Genomic DNA, 16,100 nt, shown 5'->3' on the forward strand with positions numbered 1-16,100 from the left:
GATCAGCCCCCATTTCCTGTTCAATACGCTCAACTCGATCGCCTCACTCACCCGGTCGCAGCCCGAAACGGCACGCATCCTCATCGGGAAGCTGGCGAACCTGCTGAGACAGCGCCTGAAGAGCCGCGACCACTTCCTGACACTGCGCGAGGAACTCGAGGCCATCGACCAGTACCTGGACATCGAGGTGGTCCGCTTCGGCCCGCAGCTCCACGTCGTGAAGCAGATCGCCCCCGAGACACTCGATGCGACGGTGCCGGCGATGATTATCCAGCCGCTCATCGAGAACTCGATCAAACACGGGCTGTCACTCAAGATCGGTGGCGGCACCGTCACGATCCGCAGCTTCCGCGGCTCCGACCTCACGGTCATCGAGGTCGAAGACGACGGGCTGGGCATGACCGACGAGCAACTGCGGAATGCGTTCACCGCCGGCATCGGCCTCAGCAATGTGAACGAGCGGTTGAGCGTGACCTACGGCGCGAACTACGGCCTGAAGCTCACGAGCGTCCGGGGCCAAGGCACGTGCGCGCGGATCGAGATTCCCGAGATGACCGCCGCCGAGCGGTTGACGGCATGAGCCGATGATGGATCTTCGTGCACTCATCGTGGACGACGAACAGTTGGCGAGGGAGGAACTGAGTTTCCAGCTCGACCGGGTCCCGGGCGTCGAGGTCGTGGGCCAGGCCAGCAACGGCCTCGAGGCCATCGACGCGCTGGAACGGCTGCGGCCGGAAGTGGTTTTCCTCGACATCCAGATGCCGGGCCTCGGAGGATTCGAGGTCGCTCGACGTGTGGTGAGCCTCGGCCTGCCGACACACGTCGTCTTCGTGACGGCGTTCGACCAGTACGCGCTCGAGGCGTTCGAGGTCAATGCCATCGATTACCTCCTCAAACCGATCGACCCGGCTCGCCTGGATCAGGCCATCCAGCGGGTCCGCCGGCGCCTCGACACGGACGGCCCGCTGAACGAGCACCTCGAGAAGATCGTCAAACTGGTTGGTGACCGGCAGCAGCGACGGGGCCAGATTGCGGTTAAGATTGGGGAACGGTTTTTGCTGGTTCAGGCCGACGACGTGATCTATGCGTCTCTAAATGGAGATACCATATCCATAGTGACGGGGCAGGTCGTCGGAACGTCGAATTATCGGACACTCGACGAACTGCAGGCGCGCCTGGACCCGGACGTGTTCTGGAGAGTCCACCGGTCGCACCTGGTCAACATCAACAAGATCAAGGAGATAGTCCCCTGGTTCAGCAGGAATTACATCCTCAGGATGAAGGACGGGAAAGGGACGGAGATCCCGGTCAGCCGGTCGCAGACCAAGCGACTCCGGGAGTACCTGAAGCTGTAGCGGCGGCGGAGACGACGCCAGCCCAGGCCGCCCCGATCGTGCCCGAGCCCTGGTTGCCCTGGTCGGCCGCCACGTCGAGCGACCATCAGCACCCCAGCTTCGCGCCCACGCAGCCCGCCGCTCGCCCGGCCACCGTGGGCGCCGAGGAGAGGCGGCATCGGCGCGCGGCCACGATGGCCCACGTGCGCGACGAAATCGCCGCCTGGGTGAAGACCGTGGCGTCGGCCGCCGTGTACGCCACGCTCATCGTCACCTTCGGTTTCCAGGTTGCCCGCGTCGAGGGCATGAGCATGGCGCCGACCCTGGAGGACCAGGATCGCCTCATCGTCAACAAGCTGATCTACCGCCTCAGCTCCCCGCGGCGTGGCGATATCGTGATGTTGTACTACCCGGTGAACCCCGACAAGTCGTTCGTCAAGCGGGTCATTGCGGAGGAAGGCGACCTGGTTCGGATCGTGGACGGGCGGGTGTATGTCAACGACGTGCCGATCCAGGACGACTACGTGCCAAGCGAGTTCCGGAGCCACGACGACTGGGGCCCGCAGGTGATCCAGGACGGCTACTACTTCGTGATGGGCGACCACCGGAACAACAGCTCCGACAGCCGACACTGGGGACTGGTCCCGAAGAAATACATCATCGGCAGGGTCCAGGTCAGGTGGTGGCCGCTGCCGGAAGCCAAGGTGTTCTAGCCCGCGTAGATCCCGTCGATGAGCAGCCGCCACCGCTGTTCGACCACTTGGCGTCTGACCTTCATCGTCGGCGTCAGTTCGCCGCGCTCCATGGTGAACTCGGTCGGCAGCAGCGCAAACCGCTTCACGCGCTCGAACTGTGCGAGGCTGCCGTTCAGCCGGTCCAGCACGTCCTGGTAGAGCCGCAGCACTTCCGGATGGCGCACGAGTTCCTCGCGGGATGCCACCCGCAGCTTCAGCGCCTCGATTCGCGCCTCCAGCTTCACGAAGTCCGGCACCAGCAGCGCCGCCGGGAACTTCCGCTGCTCGCCGATCAGGACCGCCTCCGAGATGAGAGGGTCGGCCTTCAGCAGGTTCTCCAGCGGCTGCGGCGCGATCTTCTTGCCGCCCGATGTGACGATCAGATCCTTCTTCCGGTCGGTGATCGTCAGGTAGCCGTCGGTGCTCAACTCGCCGATGTCACCGGTGTGCAGCCAGCCCCCGGCGAGCGTTTCGGCCGTCGCCTCGGGGCGCTTGTAGTAACCCCGCATGATGTTCGGGCCGCGCACGAGGATCTCGCCGTCGGATCCAATCTTCACCTCGACACCCGGGAACGGTTTCCCGACCGTGCCCAGACGCGGGGCATCCGGCGGATTCGCCGTAATCCCCGGCGAACTCTCGGTCAGGCCGTAGGCTTCGAGGATCGGCAGGTTGATCGCGAAGAAGAACTCCGCGATCTTCGGCATGAGCGGAGCGCTACCCGAGATGAGGAAGCGCAGCCGCCCACCCGTGCGCTCGCGGACCTTCGCGAACACCAGGCGGTCGGCGAGTCGGTGCTTGAAGGCCAGCAGGCCCGGCGGTGGCGCGCCGCCCATCCACGTGCGGGCGTACTCGTACCCGACGCCAATCGCCCAGGCGGACAACGCCTTCTTCGCGCCGGTCAGTTTTCCCAGGCCGTCATGGATGGCGCTGTGAAACTTCTCCCATGCGCGCGGGACGCCGGTCATCACGGTTGGTTTGGTTCGCACGAGGTCGCGGGCGACCGACGTCATTGTCTCGGCAAAGTAGACGCTGACGCCGTCGTACAGGCACCGGAACAACACCACCCGTTCGAACACGTGGCTGAGCGGCAGGAACGAGAGCAGCCGATCGGCCGATGACAGGCTGATCCACGATCTGGTGGCCACCACATTCGACACGATGTTCCGGTGGGTCAGCATGACCCCCTTCGGATCGCCGGTCGTGCCCGAGGTGTAGACGATCGTGGCCAGGGACTCGGGATCGATCGCCTGCGCCGTCTCCCGGTACCGGTCAGCCGCGCCGGCGTCGGCATCGAGCGCGGCCTGGCCGCGCTTGGACACGTCCGCCATCGACAGCACGCGGAACCGTTCGCCGTCGCCATCGCCGTCCATGACGATGACGGCTTCGAGCGCGCCGGCTCCGGTCGATCCTTCCATGATCTTCGCCACCTGCGTCGCGTTCGACACGATGGCAAAGCGGGCGCTGCTCTCGGCCAGGATGAACCAGATCTGCGGCGCGGACAGCGTCGGATAGATCGGCACCGTGACGGCACCGGCCGTCAGGACGGCAAGATCCGAGATCACCCACTCGGGACAGCTGTCACTGATCAGGGCGACGCGGTCGCCCTGTTGGAGGCCGAGCGACGACAGGCCGAGGCTGAGCGTCCGAATGGAATCGAAGAACTGCTGGCTGGACAACCGGCGGTCGTTCGGCTCCTCGCACCGGCAGACGAGATCCGGTTTCTGGAAGAGCTCGAGACTGCGAAACGGTAGGTCAGCCAGGGTGAGCTGGTCCGTGGTTTTCACAGGAAGCGAATTCTACCGAAAAGCCCGCCCATTCCAAAGCACAACCTAGTACCCGCTCTCCTTGTCCACGACGTTCACCAGCGCCTCACCGCGCTCGAACCGGCGCAGGTTCTCCGCGAACAGGTCGACAGCGAGCGTCCAGTAGTCGGAGCGGAACGCCGACGTGTGGGGCGTGATGACGACGTTCGGCAGGTCCCAGAGCGGGCTGGCCTGGTCGAGCGGCTCGTGCTCGAACACGTCGAGCGCCGCCCCTCCTATCGTCCCGGACGACAGCGCGTTCACCAGGCCCGCCTCGCAGACGAGTTTGCCGCGCGCCACGTTCACGAGGATCGCGTCGGACTTCATCCGCGCCAGTTGCGCGGTGCCGATCAACCCTCGCGTATCGCCGGTCAGCGGGGCCGCCAGGACCACGACGTCCGACATCGCCAGGACCTCGTCGAGACCTGATGGCGGATACACGGCGGAGACCGACGATGGCCGCGGCGCGTCGGGGTGCCGGCGTACGGCCACGACTTCCATCCCCATGGCCGCCGCCTTGTCCGCAATGGCGCTGCCGATCGCACCGAGGCCGACGACGCCCATGCGCCGCCCCCGGAGCGTTCGGAACGTACCGATGCTGTCCTTGACCCACGTGCGAGCGAGTTGCCGACCAATCGCGTGGTGGATCCGCCGGAACAGCACGATGACGAGGCCGATTACGTGCTCGGCCATCGCCTCACCGTGAATGCCCCGCGCGTTGGTCAGGACCACCGGGCTCGCCCGCAACTCGGGAAACATCAGGCTGGCCACGCCCGCGGCGGGACTCTGGATCCACTTCACACGTGACGCGAGCAGGAACTCGTCCGGCTTCAGCTGCGACAGGAACAGGACGTCCGCGTCCGGCAGCTCACGCAGGCGCGCCTCGCGACTCGATGCGGTCACGACATCGTGGTGCGGGAACAAGAGCCGGAGCCGCTCGCCCTGCGACACCGGCAGCGACCAGGCGGGATCCGAGAAGATCGAGACCACGATCTTCATCCGCGCGTCCACTCTCCGGACCGGCCGCCGCGCTTCTCCATTAGCCGAATCTCGCCGATGACCATTGTCTTGTCGACCGCCTTGACCATGTCGTAGATGGTCAGCGCCGCCACCGACACGGCCGTGAGCGCCTCCATCTCGACGCCGGTCCGAGCAGTGGTCTTCGCGGTGGCCTCGATCTCGTACCCGGTCGTCGTCGCGGTCAGCGTGATGTCGACGTGGGAGAGGGGCAACGGATGACAGAGCGGAATCAGGTCGGCGGTGCGCTTGGCCGCCATGATGCCGGCGACCCGCGCGGTCTGCAGCGGATCACCCTTCGCGATGGCGCCGCGACGGATGAGCCGCAAGGCCGCCGGCGCGATTCGGATGTGGCCCCGAGCGACGGCGACACGAACCGTCGTCGCTTTGTCGGAGACATCCACCATGCGCACGCGTCCACCGGCGTCCACGTGCGAGAGGCGCCGAGGCTTCGGCTTACCTCGATTTGGCATCGGCGGTGTTGGCGAGATGGAACGCCAGCCCCTCGAGAGACACGGTGAGATCCACGTTCTTCACCTTGACACCATCGGGCGCGGCCACGGTGGCCGGCGCGAAGTTCAGAATGGCGCGCAACCCGGCCGCCACCACGAGGTTGACGACCTGCTGCGCGGCGCTGGCCGGCACCGCAATCATCGCAATCCTGATACCGTCGCGGCGCACGATGGCCGGCAGACGCCGGACATGATAGATCGGAACGCCGCCGCGCGACTGCTCGCCAACCTTGGACGAGGCCCGATCGAACAGCGCGACCGGCTCGAAGCCATCACGGGGAAAGCCGGGATAGTCGGCCAGCGCCTGCCCGAGGTTGCCGGCACCGATCACCGCGGCGCGAATCGGCTCGCCGAGGCCGAGGATCTGCCGGAGGTGGGCCGCGAGGCCGTCAACCGAGTAACCGACGCCGCGGACGCCAAATTCGCCAAACCACGCGAGATCCTTCCGGATCTGGGCGGCATTGAGGTGAAATTGGTCGGCCAGCGACTGGGAGGACACCGTCGTCACGCCATGGGCGCGCAGATGGTCCAGACAGCGCAGATAGATCGAGAGGCGGTTGGTCGTCAGTTCGGAGACCTGGTCGGCTCCCTGACGATACTTGATCTGGGATGTCACAAGGTTAATGGGATTGTACGGAACCACTTCTGCCGAGGTCAAGTAGGGAAGATGGGGGAAAGTGCCAGGTGCGGGGTATACGAAGCACCCGGCGCTTGGCACCTCACACCCAGCACTTGCCAAGGGCTCAGAACACCATCCCCGTGCTAAGATTCGGCCTCATGAACCAGCCTTCCTCCAACCAGCAAGGTCCGCCCCGTTTTCAGCCGCTCGTGCCCGATGACTCGACGATGAGCGAGTTCACGTTCCGGGCGCTGGTCCTTGGCCTCGTGATGTGCGTCGTGCTGGGCGCCGCCAACGCCTATCTGGGCCTTCGGGCAGGCATGACCATCGCGGCCACGTATCCGGCCGCCGTCATCGGGATGGCCGTGCTGCGCCTGTTCAAGGGCAGCGTCCTCGAGGAGAACTTCGCCCGGACCGTCGGCTCGATTGGCGAGTCGGTGGCGGCCGGTGCCATCTTCACGGTGCCGGCGTTCGTCATCCTGAAGCTGTGGAAGTTCGATTCGGCGCACATGATGCAGGAGTACCTCCTGGCATCGTGCCTGATGATCCTCGGCGGCATCCTCGGGATCATGTTCGTGACGATCCTGCGGCGCGTCATGGTCGAGGATCCCGGCCTGCCGTTCCCCGAGTCGGTGGCGGCCGGCGAAATCCACAAGGCCGGCCAGAAGGGCGCCGAAGCCGCCCTGCAACTGTTCCGCGCGATGGGCGTCGGCGCGGTCGTGCGCTTCCTCGACGGATTCGGCATCTTCCGCTCGTCGAACGACTTCGCGGTGGGCATCGGCACGCTCAAGCAGAGTTTCGTCAAGCTGGGCCTGACCGACACCGCGGTCAAGGTGCCGACCGGCGGCATCACGAGTTTCTCTGCGCCCGCCGTCACCCCCGCGTACCTGGGCGTCGGCTACATCATCGGGCCGGAACTGGGCGCACTGAACTTCGCGGGCGGCCTCCTCGCGTGGGGCCTCTTCGTCCCGCTGCTCGTCTACTTCGTCGGACCGACGCTGATCGATCAGTACCTCACGTTGAACAACGGGAACGAGGCCGCCGCCTGGGCCGGCATCGTCGCGCACCTCTATCGCTTCATCGTCCGCCCGATTGCGGTTGGCGGGATGCTGGTGGGTGCCGGCTACACGCTGTTCAAAATGCGCAAGAACCTGATCCTCGGGATCAAGCGCGGCATCGCCGACGTCAAGAAGACGGCCTCCGCCAAGGCAACCACGCAGCGCACGCAGCAGGACCTGTCGCTGCGGATCGTCGGCCTTGGCATCGCGATCATCCTCGCGTTGATGGTGACGCTGTACTTCTACTTCACCCAGTCGCTCCTGGCCGCGGTCGTCGCCGCCCTGGTGATGTTCATCACCGGCTTCTTCTTCGCCGCCGTGTCGGGCAACCTGGTCGGGATGATCGGCTCGTCGAACAACCCGCTGTCCGGCCTGACGCTGGCCACGGTGGTGATTGCCGCACTCACGATGGTGATCGTCGGCGCCAAGGGGACCGAGGGCGTGCTGGCGGTGCTGGCCGTCGCCGCAATCGGCTGCGTCTCGTCCGCCGTCGCCGGCGAGATGCTCCAGGACCTGAAGGTGGGACACATCCTGGGCGGCACGCCCTGGAAGATGCAGGTGGGCGATGTCATCGGCGTCATCTTCGCCGGCGCGGTGATGTTCTTCCCGCTCTACCTGATGCACACGTCCGACATCGCCCAGTTCGGCGAGACGATCGGCGGCTTCGGCGGCAAGACCTACGCGGCGCCGCAGGCCGGGCTCATGGCCGCGCTGTCGCAGGGCATCGTGGGCGGCGAGATGGCGTGGCCGCTGGTGCTCGTCGGCATCGCGATGGGGTTCTCGGTCATCCTCATCAAGGTCCGGAGCCCCATGCTGTTCTCGGTCGGGATGTACCTCCCGCTCGAGACCACGGCGGCCATCTTCGTGGGCGGCCTCGTTCGCGGGATGGTGGACAAGCTCCGCGACAAGCGCGGCTACAACGCCGCACAGAAGGCGCGGGTCGAAAACGCGGGCGTGCTGGCCGCCTCGGGGCTGATCGCCGGCGAGGCCCTCGTCGGCCTGTTCATCGCGGCCGTCGTCGGGTTCCGGACCAATCACGCGTTCTGGCAGGTGTCCGGCTTCGAATCGCTGGCACCGTGGATGGCGCTCCCGGTGCTCGCGTTCCTGGTGTGGTACCTGATCGCCGTCCCGCTGCGGAAGGCCGGCGCGGCCGACGAGCCCGCACCACCGACCGCGGTGATGTAGACAGAAGTCGAGGTCAGGGGTCAGTAGTGAGAATGCTGGGGCGGCGCAGGGGCGCCGCCCTTTTCTTTCCCGGCCCCCGCCGCGTGCGAACTCCGACGGCGTTCACCGACTGATTTGGCGCAGCCTCCGGCTGACACTCCGGCCCTTACGGCACGATCCGGAACGCGACGAGGAGACGCCGGGCGTCGGCACCCTTGCCGACGGTCGTCTCGAGCAGGTAGTCGCCGAAGCCGAGGGGCGCCAGCACGAGTTCGCCAGCGATCGTCGTCGACCCCTTCTCGTCCCGAAGCGTGGTAACCACTGGGAGCGGCAGCGGCTTGCCGACGCGGTCGAGCAGCCGCACGACGCCTCCGCTGAAGGCTCCGGCGACCGCCACTTCCACCTTGACCCGCTCCTGGCGATGGAACCGAAGGTCGCCCGCAGGCTGCCACTCACGTCCCGTGAACGGACCGCGACGAAAGAGGAGCGGCCGGCCGGGATTCGGGGACTTCTCGTCGAAGGGTGGAACGACCACCCGCACCGTCTCCGACGTGCCGACGAGGCCGCCGACCGGCTGCGCCGATGCGTGGATGGCGTAGCCGCCAGGGGGCAGGGGATCCTGGGGCTCCAGACAGAGCAGCGCACTGCGAGCCTCCTGGGTGAGCAGGCGCCGCGGGCCCTCGAACGAGACGCCGTCCTCGCCGCTCATTGTCAGGCTCACCTCTGCTCCGCTCTCCCACCTCTCCTCATGGCCGCTGACCGCCGGGTCGAGTTCCGCCGCCACCCAGAGCGACGGCCGCCATGTACCGTCGATCCCCTTCTGCCACTGGAATCCCGCCCGCACCCGCACAACGGCGCTCGACCGAATGCCCGCGAGCGCAGCCAGCGCCGAATCGACGGAATCGCAGGCTGCCTCGGTGCGGAAGGTCAAAGGCTGCGTTGGCGCCTGCGCCATCATCGCCACCGCCATCGCGGCTCCCAGAATCGCGGCAGCGGCCGCAACGAGAAGGCGTTGGGACATCGGGCGACTCGGCCTCAGGGCACGATCCGGAACGCGGCGAGCACCTTCTGCGTATTCGGACCCTGCGTGATGGTCGTCTCGAGGACGTAGTCGCCGGAACTGAGCGGCGCGAGCGTCACCTCGCCTCCGACCACGGTCACTCCCTCCTCCTCGCGGCGCGACAAGGTCACCGGGAGGTTGAGCGGGTTCCCGGCACGGTCGAGCAGCCGGACTTCGGCCGCGCCGAACGCTCCGATCAGCGGCACCTCGACCTTCACCCGCTCCTGACGCCTGAACCTCAGGTCCCCCGCCGCGACCCACCCCGCGCCGGAGAACGGTCCACGGCGGAACAGCAGCGGCTGGCCGGCCACCGGAGCATCGCTGGTGACCGGCGGCTTCGGGACGACCACGCGAATGGTCTCGGTGCTGCCGAGTGTCGTGCCGGCCGGCTTCGAGCTGATGCGCAGGGTGTAGTCGCCAGGCGTCACGCCGCCGGTCGGCGGCAGTTGGACGAGGAAGCTGCGGGCATCGCGCGTCAGCAGCTTCTGCAGGCCGTCCAGCGCCGCCTTGTCGGGCCCGGTGATCGTCACCGCCACATCCGCACCGGGCTTCCACTGCTCGTCCCGCGCCGCCGCTCCGGCGTCGAGTTCTCCCACCACCCACAACACGGGCACCGGCGGGCCCCCGGCGGGATTCGCACGCCACGAGTACCCGGCCCGCGCCTGGACGAAGGCCTCGGTGCGAATGCGCGCGAGCGACGCGACGGAGGCCGTTAGTGGTGATGCAGGCCGTGTGACCGACGCGGCCGTGCGCGCCTTCACCTCGGCTTCGGTGGCCGCCTTGTAGCCGCGCCTCGCCCGCACGTCCACACCCGGCCGCTTCACCCGCACTTTGATGGAACGGAACTTCCCATCGAGCTTCGAGTTCGTCGAGTAGTACCCGATCAGGTAGTAGGAACTCAGATCGTCCACGACGCGGCGCAGACCGCCATCGATGTCGTTGCTGTTGAGGATGGCCGTGCCGTCGGTGGCGCCGGCCAGCGTGCGCAGGGAATTGAGCCGCGTCCCAAGTACCAGGCTGTCAGCCGCCGGCGACAACGGCGTGTCGGGACCGATGCTGGTGTCGAACACGGGAAGGCCCCGAGGGTCGATGGGATAGAAGCTGACGTTCGCGCGGTTGGCCTCGTCCAGCAGGTCCCGGAACTGGCGCTCGTGATCCTCGAACGACAGGCGCCGCGCATCCTGCTCGCACCGGCCCATCGCGACGCCCGAGGCGCCCAGATCACCCACCCTCAGCGTGCCGTCCGGGCCCGTCCCCACGGCAGGAATCCTCGGGTTTCCTGCCAGCGTGTTGTTCTGCCGGTAGAGAACCCACCCTTCGGTGACGGCGAACACCGCCTTCCGTTCCTCACGCAAGCCGCCGAGGTGGACGATGAGATCCTCCATGGAATCGAGCGAGAGCTTCTCGCGGCGCCGGGCGATCATCTCCCGCGCCTTGGCCGACGTGGCGCCTTCACCAGCCGCTGGCGGATAGCAGGCGTCATAATCCTGCTCGATCGGATCGCGACCCGCGATTCGGTCGCGTCGCCCCCACGTCCAGAACTTCTCCAGCAGGGCATCAATCGTCGTCGTTCGTCGAGCGAACGTGACCGCCGCGGCGGACATCTCGGGCGTCATGATTGCCACGAGGTCGTCGGAACTCATCGTGCGATCGAGCAGGCGCACGAGCGCCCTGCGGACGTTGGCGGCGCCGTCGAGCGAGATGTGATACGTGTCGATGAACAGGACGAACAGACGCGCCCGCGGGTCGGCCGCCATCTGGCGCGATTCCCGCACGGTGTTTGGTTCGGCGCGCAGTTCCTGCGGCGTATTGCCGCGAATAACGATGTGCTCGAAGGTCCGGACCTGCTGAGGAACGCCGTCCTCCGTCAGCTCGAACTCCTCCTGGCGCAGGTCCTCGACAGGCTTCCCGTCCGCCGTCGGATACACGTCCACGCGGACGAAGTTCGCCTCGGTCCGGAACGTCGGGCGTTGCACCTGAGGGTCGGGAGCCGGCTTGTCCTGGCCGGCGGGCTGCTGAGGCACCGGCGCGCCAGTGGTCGCCTGCTGCCCCTCCGCAAGGACCAGCGAGCCAAGCGAAGCCAGGAGCACGGCCGTGAGCAGACGGCGTGCAAAGGTGAAGGGAGACGGACGCAGGAAGCGTGAGCGCATAGTGTCCTCAGAGAGCGACGGATCGCCTCGATCTTAGCAAGGCATGCACATACGGGACCATTAGCGGGGTTTCGACGGCCGGGTAACGGAATACGCCTTATCGGACACCAGCCGGTTCGCCGCCACAGCATGTACGAGTTCAGCTACCCGGAGGTGCTGCAGGCCTTCATGCGACTGGCGACTCATGCACACCCCACGCTGGCTCGAGGACCGACGACGTGATTCACGCCACACTAATGTCGCGGCCGTCGAGTGTCAAAGAGATTCGCGGCGAGCAGGCCGACGGTCGCTCGGATCCCCGGCGGCATCGGGCCGGTGGACGCGCGCCGGCAAATTGCGAGATAAGTACTGTCGATGAGGAGGACCTGCCGTGACACGAACGCGTTCGTTCCGACCGCTCCGCGCGGGAATCCTGGCCGCCGCATCCACGATGGTGCTGGCGCCCGGCAGTCTGTGGACACAGAACCTCGATGATGCGGCCGTGAAGCTGGCCGTGTCGTCGCGGGTGGCGGCACTCGGTGCCACGGGAGAGTTCTCGGGGATCGTGATTGCCGCCCGCGGCACCGCGCATCTCGCCGTCGTTACGGCCGGCTACGCCGATCGCGCCCGGAAGGTCCCCTTCACTCCCGCGACGCGGTTTACCGTCGGCTCGCTCGGAAAGATGTTCACGGCCGCCGCCATCGGCCAATTGGTCGATCGTGGAACGGTCTCCTTCGAAGACGTCGTCGGCAGGTTCTTCCCCGACTATCCCAATGCGACGGTCCGCAGCAGGGTCACCGTCGGCATGCTGCTGTCGCACACCGGCGGGCTGGGCGACTTCCTGGCCAGGCGGACGCCGGCGATGATGACAGCGGGCGTGCAGCGGGCTGCCGAGTTCATGCCGCTCTACGCCGGCGACGAACCCGCGTTCGCGCCGGGCACGAAGTGGGCCTACAGCAACGCCGGGCTCGCGCTGGCGGGCGCCATCGTCGAGAAGGCCTCGGGCGAGTCGTACCCAGAGTACCTGCGCGCCCACGTCTTCCGGCTGGCCGGCATGACGGACAGCGATCCGAACAACATCCCCCGTGCGGATCCGCGGGTGGTCGTGCCGTATACGAAAGAGGCGGACCGTGGCCAGATCGCCTCCTGGCCGGAGGCGCCGCGCGACATCGGCAGCCCCGCGGGAGGAGCGATTTCGACAGCGGACGATCTCGTCCGTTTCGCCGACGCGCTGCGCGGCGGACGCCTGGTGAGCCGCGACACGTTCCAGAAGATGGTCGCCCCGCACGGGACGACGCCGCGCGGATCACGCTACGGCTACGCGATGGAAATCGCGACCGAGTCGGGACGCACCATCGTCGGGCACGGCGGCGGGTTTCCGGGCGTGAGCACCCATCTCTACATCGTGCTCGATTCGCCGTACACGGTGGTGGCGCTGGCCAACCAGGATCCGCCGGCGGCCGAATCCGGAGCGGCGCTTGCGCGCACGCTCCTCATCCAGTTGGCCGTCCAGGCGAAGTGAGCGCAATCGTCACCGGCGCTCGGCGACGACGCGAAACCCGAGCCGGTGGACCGGAGCCCAGGTGTCACGAAGCGCGGCGTGAAGGAAGAATGCCGGGAGGTCCCATCCGCCTCCACGGAGCGTGTGGAATCGAGAGGTGGTGTCCTCCCACGCGCTGCCGTCCGATGGCGCGCCCTTGTAGTCGGGATGCCAGGTGTCCTGTGTCCATTCAGGCACGTTCCCCAGCATGTCGTAGAGACCGAACGCATTCGGGCGCTTCTGGCCGACTGGGTGCGTGGTGCCGCCGGAATTTTCCATGACCCACGCGATGTCATCCGCTGGGCCGTAGGAGTCTGCCGCGCCGCCTGCGCGGCACGCGTACTCCCACTCGGCCTCGCTGGGCAGGCGGTGGCGCCACGTCCGATCACGACCGTTCAGCTTCTCGATGAAGCCTCGCGCGGCTTCCCAGGTGACCATCTCCACGGGCGCATCGAGTCCCGCGTTCTTGAAATGGGAGGGGTTGCTGCCCACCACGGCCAGCCATTGGGCCTGGGTCACCTCCGTCACCCCCAGCCAGAAGGCGCGTACCGAGACCCGGCGAACGGGCTGCTCGGGTGCCCGGATGTTGGAGCCCATGTCGAAGGATCCGGCCGGGATCTGGGCCAATCGCATTCCAATGCTGTTGCTCGCGATGGCGGGTTCCGTTCGCCCAGCCACCGGCGGGCGTGCCCCGACCCCGGCAAGGGCCGCCAGGGCAATCGGGACGATCCAGCAGGCACGACGCGTCATCGCAGATTCCCCTCGGATGGATTGGACACCGCCATGGCCCGAACGGTCGCCGCGCGTCACCGGGAGAGGCGCCGCGCATCACCGTGTTCGGCGACGGGGAGCGCCTTACTTACGTACGGGTTCGACCGATGTGCACCGATCCGACGGCCCGGACACGATGAACAGGACGAACAGACGCGCCCGCGGGTCGGCCGCCATCTGGCGCGATTCCCGCATGGTGTTCGGTTCGGCGCGCAGTCCCTGCGGCGTATTGCCGCGGATGACGATGTGCTCGAAGGTCCGGACCTGCTGAGGAACGCCGTCCTCCGTCGGATACACGTCCACGCGGACGAAGTTCGCCTCGGTCCGGAACGTCGGGCGTTGCACCTGGGGGGCGGGAGCCGGCTTGTCCTGGCCGGCGGCCTGCTGAGGCACCGGCGCGCCAGTGGTCGCCTGCCGCCCCTCCGCAAGGACCAGCGAGCCAAGCGAAGCCAGGAGCACGGCCGTGAGCAGACGGCGTGCAAAGGTGAAGGGAGACGGATCGCCTCGATCTCAGCAAGTCATGCACATACGGGACCACCGTCCCGGACGACCTGTTCCTACCGCCAGAGCCAAGAGCCTATCTGAGCATCCCCTCGATCTGCGTGCGCGCCATGGCGATCAGGCGGTCGCGATCGTCAATCGTCATGCCGGTCGTGTCGATCGGTTCGCCAATCCATACGTCAATGGTCGCCGGGCGGATGATGCGGCTTCCCTTGGTCATGGCCGCGGTCCCGCCGAGGATGGCCACTGGCACCATCGGCACCTGGGCCCTGATTGCCATGATGAAGCCGCCCTTCTTGAAGGGTAGCAGCTCGCCGGTCCGGCTGCGCGTCCCTTCAGGGAAGACGAGGAAGGAGTGGCCGTTGGCGATCGACTGCACGGCCTGATCCACCGCCTGCTGAGATTGCTCCGGGTTGTTTCGCTCGACCGGGATGAATCCTGCAACCGGTGCGGCACGCCCGAGGATGGGCATCTTCTCGAACTCGATCTTGTAGAGCAGGTGCAGGCGCGGATGGAGCAGGTGGAAGAGCAAGGGCGCGTCCACGTTGCTCGTGTGGTTGGCACAGTAGACGGCCGTGCGGTCCTGCGGGAGGCGATCCCGCCCGCGCACGCGATACCTGATCCCGGCTATCGCCATTCCCATCGCGATGCCCCCATGAGAGAGCACGAAGAGGATGCCGGGGAGCCTGAAGAGCCGGGCGATGAGGAGGCCGGGGGGGCCACAGAGGACGACGTAGACGGAGATGGCGAGGTAGGTCGCCAGGGAACGGATCGCCGCGATGACGAGCGAACGGCCGCGGAGGTGCGCGGCCGCAGGAACCACGTGGGCGGTGCCGGGGGATGCTTGGGTGTGGGGCTGAACGCTCACGAAGCCGCATCATACACGAAAGGCCTGGACCGGTCGGCGATCCAGGCCTTCGGATGATGACGTCCGGCTCGCGCTAGGACGCGCGGACCGCTCGCCGCACGACGGGCGGAGGCACCGGAACCATCGGAGGCTTGACGGTCTTCGCGCGCGCCGCCGCTGCCACGCGAGTGCGCGTGCTCAGCGACCGGTCGAGGGCTCGGTCCACGCGCGCTTCGACGATCGGCTGGTTCTCGTGCAGCACCTCGGTGATCTCGGAGACGACCAGGAACCGCGCGCGGTCGAGCATCCGCTTCTCGCGGAACGACAGGTTCTTCGACTTGCTCAACAGCGTCAGGCTCTTGAGCACATCGGCCACGTCATAGATGGACCCGCTGCGCATCTTCTCGGAGTTGTCCTTGAAGCGGCCTTTCCAGTTCTGCTGACTGTCGATCTTTCCGTCGGCGAGAATTCGGAAGAGGCGATCGACCTCGGTGCCGACAATGGCGCGACGCAAGCCCACGCTATCGGCGTTGCCGACCGGCACGAGTACCGTCGTTTCGTTGGCGGCGATCCGGAGGGAGTAGAAGCCGCAAGTGGTGCCGAGGATGGTCTTCTCTTCGATACGTTCGATGACGCCGAGACCGTGATTCGGGTAAATGACCTTGTCACCGATCTGGAATGTCACGTGTCCCCCGTTCTAGGAAGGGTTTCGCATGGAGGCTGAGAGATCTCGACTGGCAACCAGTATACACGAATTCAGGAAAAAACCTCAAGATAAATGGCCACAAATTGCAGATATTCGCCCTTTCTTCTCTTGTCCGAAAACGCACAGTGACCGCAACTCGCCTACCCGTCACGGTTGCTTCTTGTTCTGGGATCTCGACTTATGGGCCGCCGGCGGCGCCTGCCAGGAGGCTGGCCGCACTTGTGGGCGTGTCCGGAAACGCCACAGCATCTTGCGATCCTCGCCCTTCCTCGGCTGGTGATGCCCGGCGAGTGCTCGGCGGTGGTA

The 16,100-nt window shown here is 66.7% G+C and carries 15 protein-coding genes; 5 read left to right on the top strand and 10 right to left on the bottom strand.

The window, feature by feature from the left end; genetic code table 11:
- The 3 genes from VGK32_23610 to lepB all read left to right on the top strand — a co-directional run.
- Positions 1-580 (top strand): histidine kinase (locus tag VGK32_23610; protein ID HEY3384760.1); only part of this gene is annotated, 580 nt, incomplete at its 5' end.
- A 4-nt stretch (positions 581-584) separates the two neighbouring features.
- Positions 585-1,355 carry a LytTR family DNA-binding domain-containing protein gene (locus VGK32_23615; protein HEY3384761.1) on the top strand — a complete coding sequence of 257 codons (771 nt, stop codon included), beginning with the start codon at positions 585-587 and terminating at the stop codon, positions 1,353-1,355.
- Positions 1,356-1,393: 38 nt separating this feature from the next.
- The gene (gene lepB, locus VGK32_23620) at positions 1,394-2,047 is read left to right on the top strand and encodes a signal peptidase I (protein HEY3384762.1); all 654 of its coding nucleotides are present in this window, start codon (positions 1,394-1,396) and stop codon (positions 2,045-2,047) included.
- On the opposite strand, the gene VGK32_23625 is transcribed toward lepB, so the two are convergent.
- From VGK32_23625 to VGK32_23640, 4 genes are read right to left on the bottom strand one after another with little or no spacing between them, the layout of a single operon-like run.
- Positions 2,044-3,852 (bottom strand): long-chain fatty acid--CoA ligase, encoded by a 1,809-nt coding sequence (locus tag VGK32_23625; protein ID HEY3384763.1) that lies wholly within the window; start codon positions 3,850-3,852, stop codon positions 2,044-2,046. The two genes, lepB and VGK32_23625, sit on opposite strands and share 4 nt — an antisense overlap.
- Positions 3,853-3,897: 45 nt before the next feature.
- Positions 3,898-4,869, bottom strand: coding sequence for a D-2-hydroxyacid dehydrogenase (locus VGK32_23630; GenBank protein ID HEY3384764.1), 972 nt, complete (start codon positions 4,867-4,869; stop codon positions 3,898-3,900).
- Entirely contained in the window at positions 4,866-5,360 is a 495-nt protein-coding gene (moaC, locus tag VGK32_23635; protein ID HEY3384765.1) for a cyclic pyranopterin monophosphate synthase MoaC, read from the bottom strand. Before moaC ends, VGK32_23630 begins: the two co-directional genes overlap by 4 nt.
- A complete protein-coding gene (locus VGK32_23640; protein HEY3384766.1) occupies positions 5,344-6,015 on the bottom strand; it encodes a redox-sensing transcriptional repressor Rex in 672 nt (223 codons plus the stop codon). Before VGK32_23640 ends, moaC begins: the two co-directional genes overlap by 17 nt.
- 161 nt (positions 6,016-6,176) lie before the next feature.
- On the opposite strand from VGK32_23640, the gene VGK32_23645 reads away from it, so the two are divergent.
- The gene (locus tag VGK32_23645) at positions 6,177-8,261 is read left to right on the top strand and encodes an oligopeptide transporter, OPT family (GenBank protein HEY3384767.1); all 2,085 of its coding nucleotides are present in this window, start codon (positions 6,177-6,179) and stop codon (positions 8,259-8,261) included.
- 145 nt (positions 8,262-8,406) lie between these two features.
- On the opposite strand, the gene VGK32_23650 is transcribed toward VGK32_23645, so the two are convergent.
- Both VGK32_23650 and VGK32_23655 read right to left on the bottom strand, forming a co-directional pair.
- The gene (locus VGK32_23650) at positions 8,407-9,261 is read right to left on the bottom strand and encodes a hypothetical protein (GenBank protein HEY3384768.1); all 855 of its coding nucleotides are present in this window, start codon (positions 9,259-9,261) and stop codon (positions 8,407-8,409) included.
- Between the two features lie 14 nt (positions 9,262-9,275).
- On the bottom strand, positions 9,276-11,450 hold the full coding sequence (locus tag VGK32_23655; GenBank protein ID HEY3384769.1) for a VWA domain-containing protein: 2,175 nt from the start codon (positions 11,448-11,450) through the stop codon (positions 9,276-9,278).
- A 370-nt stretch (positions 11,451-11,820) separates the two neighbouring features.
- Between VGK32_23655 and VGK32_23660 the strand changes: the two genes are divergently transcribed.
- Positions 11,821-12,951, top strand: coding sequence for a serine hydrolase domain-containing protein (locus tag VGK32_23660; GenBank protein HEY3384770.1), 1,131 nt, complete (start codon positions 11,821-11,823; stop codon positions 12,949-12,951).
- Between the two features lie 9 nt (positions 12,952-12,960).
- On the opposite strand, the gene VGK32_23665 is transcribed toward VGK32_23660, so the two are convergent.
- The 4 genes from VGK32_23665 to VGK32_23680 form a co-directional block, all read right to left on the bottom strand.
- The gene (locus tag VGK32_23665; GenBank protein ID HEY3384771.1) at positions 12,961-13,719 is read right to left on the bottom strand and encodes a formylglycine-generating enzyme family protein; all 759 of its coding nucleotides are present in this window, start codon (positions 13,717-13,719) and stop codon (positions 12,961-12,963) included.
- 105 nt (positions 13,720-13,824) lie between these two features.
- Complete coding sequence (locus VGK32_23670; protein HEY3384772.1) at positions 13,825-14,199, bottom strand: hypothetical protein; 375 nt, start codon at positions 14,197-14,199, stop codon at positions 13,825-13,827.
- A gap of 118 nt (positions 14,200-14,317) precedes the next feature.
- Positions 14,318-15,109 carry a lysophospholipid acyltransferase family protein gene (locus VGK32_23675; GenBank protein HEY3384773.1) on the bottom strand — a complete coding sequence of 264 codons (792 nt, stop codon included), beginning with the start codon at positions 15,107-15,109 and terminating at the stop codon, positions 14,318-14,320.
- A 73-nt stretch (positions 15,110-15,182) separates the two neighbouring features.
- On the bottom strand, positions 15,183-15,773 hold the full coding sequence (locus VGK32_23680) for a CarD family transcriptional regulator (GenBank protein ID HEY3384774.1): 591 nt from the start codon (positions 15,771-15,773) through the stop codon (positions 15,183-15,185).
- Positions 15,774-16,100 lie beyond the last annotated feature (327 nt).

Source organism: Vicinamibacterales bacterium (assembly GCA_036504215.1).
Taxonomy (GTDB): domain Bacteria; phylum Acidobacteriota; class Vicinamibacteria; order Vicinamibacterales; family Fen-181; genus FEN-299.

Bases quoted from the DNA above. Each gene is read 5' to 3' on its own strand.
- VGK32_23630 (HEY3384764.1), bottom strand. From the start codon at position 4,869: ATGAAGATCGTGGTCTCGATCTTCTCGGATCCCGCCTGGTCGCTGCCG.
- VGK32_23645 (HEY3384767.1), top strand. From the start codon at position 6,177: ATGAACCAGCCTTCCTCCAACCAGCAAGGTCCGCCCCGTTTTCAGCCG.
- moaC (HEY3384765.1), bottom strand. From the start codon at position 5,360: ATGCCAAATCGAGGTAAGCCGAAGCCTCGGCGCCTCTCGCACGTGGAC.
- VGK32_23665 (HEY3384771.1), bottom strand. From the start codon at position 13,719: ATGACGCGTCGTGCCTGCTGGATCGTCCCGATTGCCCTGGCGGCCCTT.
- VGK32_23615 (HEY3384761.1), top strand. From the start codon at position 585: ATGATGGATCTTCGTGCACTCATCGTGGACGACGAACAGTTGGCGAGG.
- VGK32_23650 (HEY3384768.1), bottom strand. From the start codon at position 9,261: ATGTCCCAACGCCTTCTCGTTGCGGCCGCTGCCGCGATTCTGGGAGCC.
- VGK32_23655 (HEY3384769.1), bottom strand. From the start codon at position 11,450: ATGCGCTCACGCTTCCTGCGTCCGTCTCCCTTCACCTTTGCACGCCGT.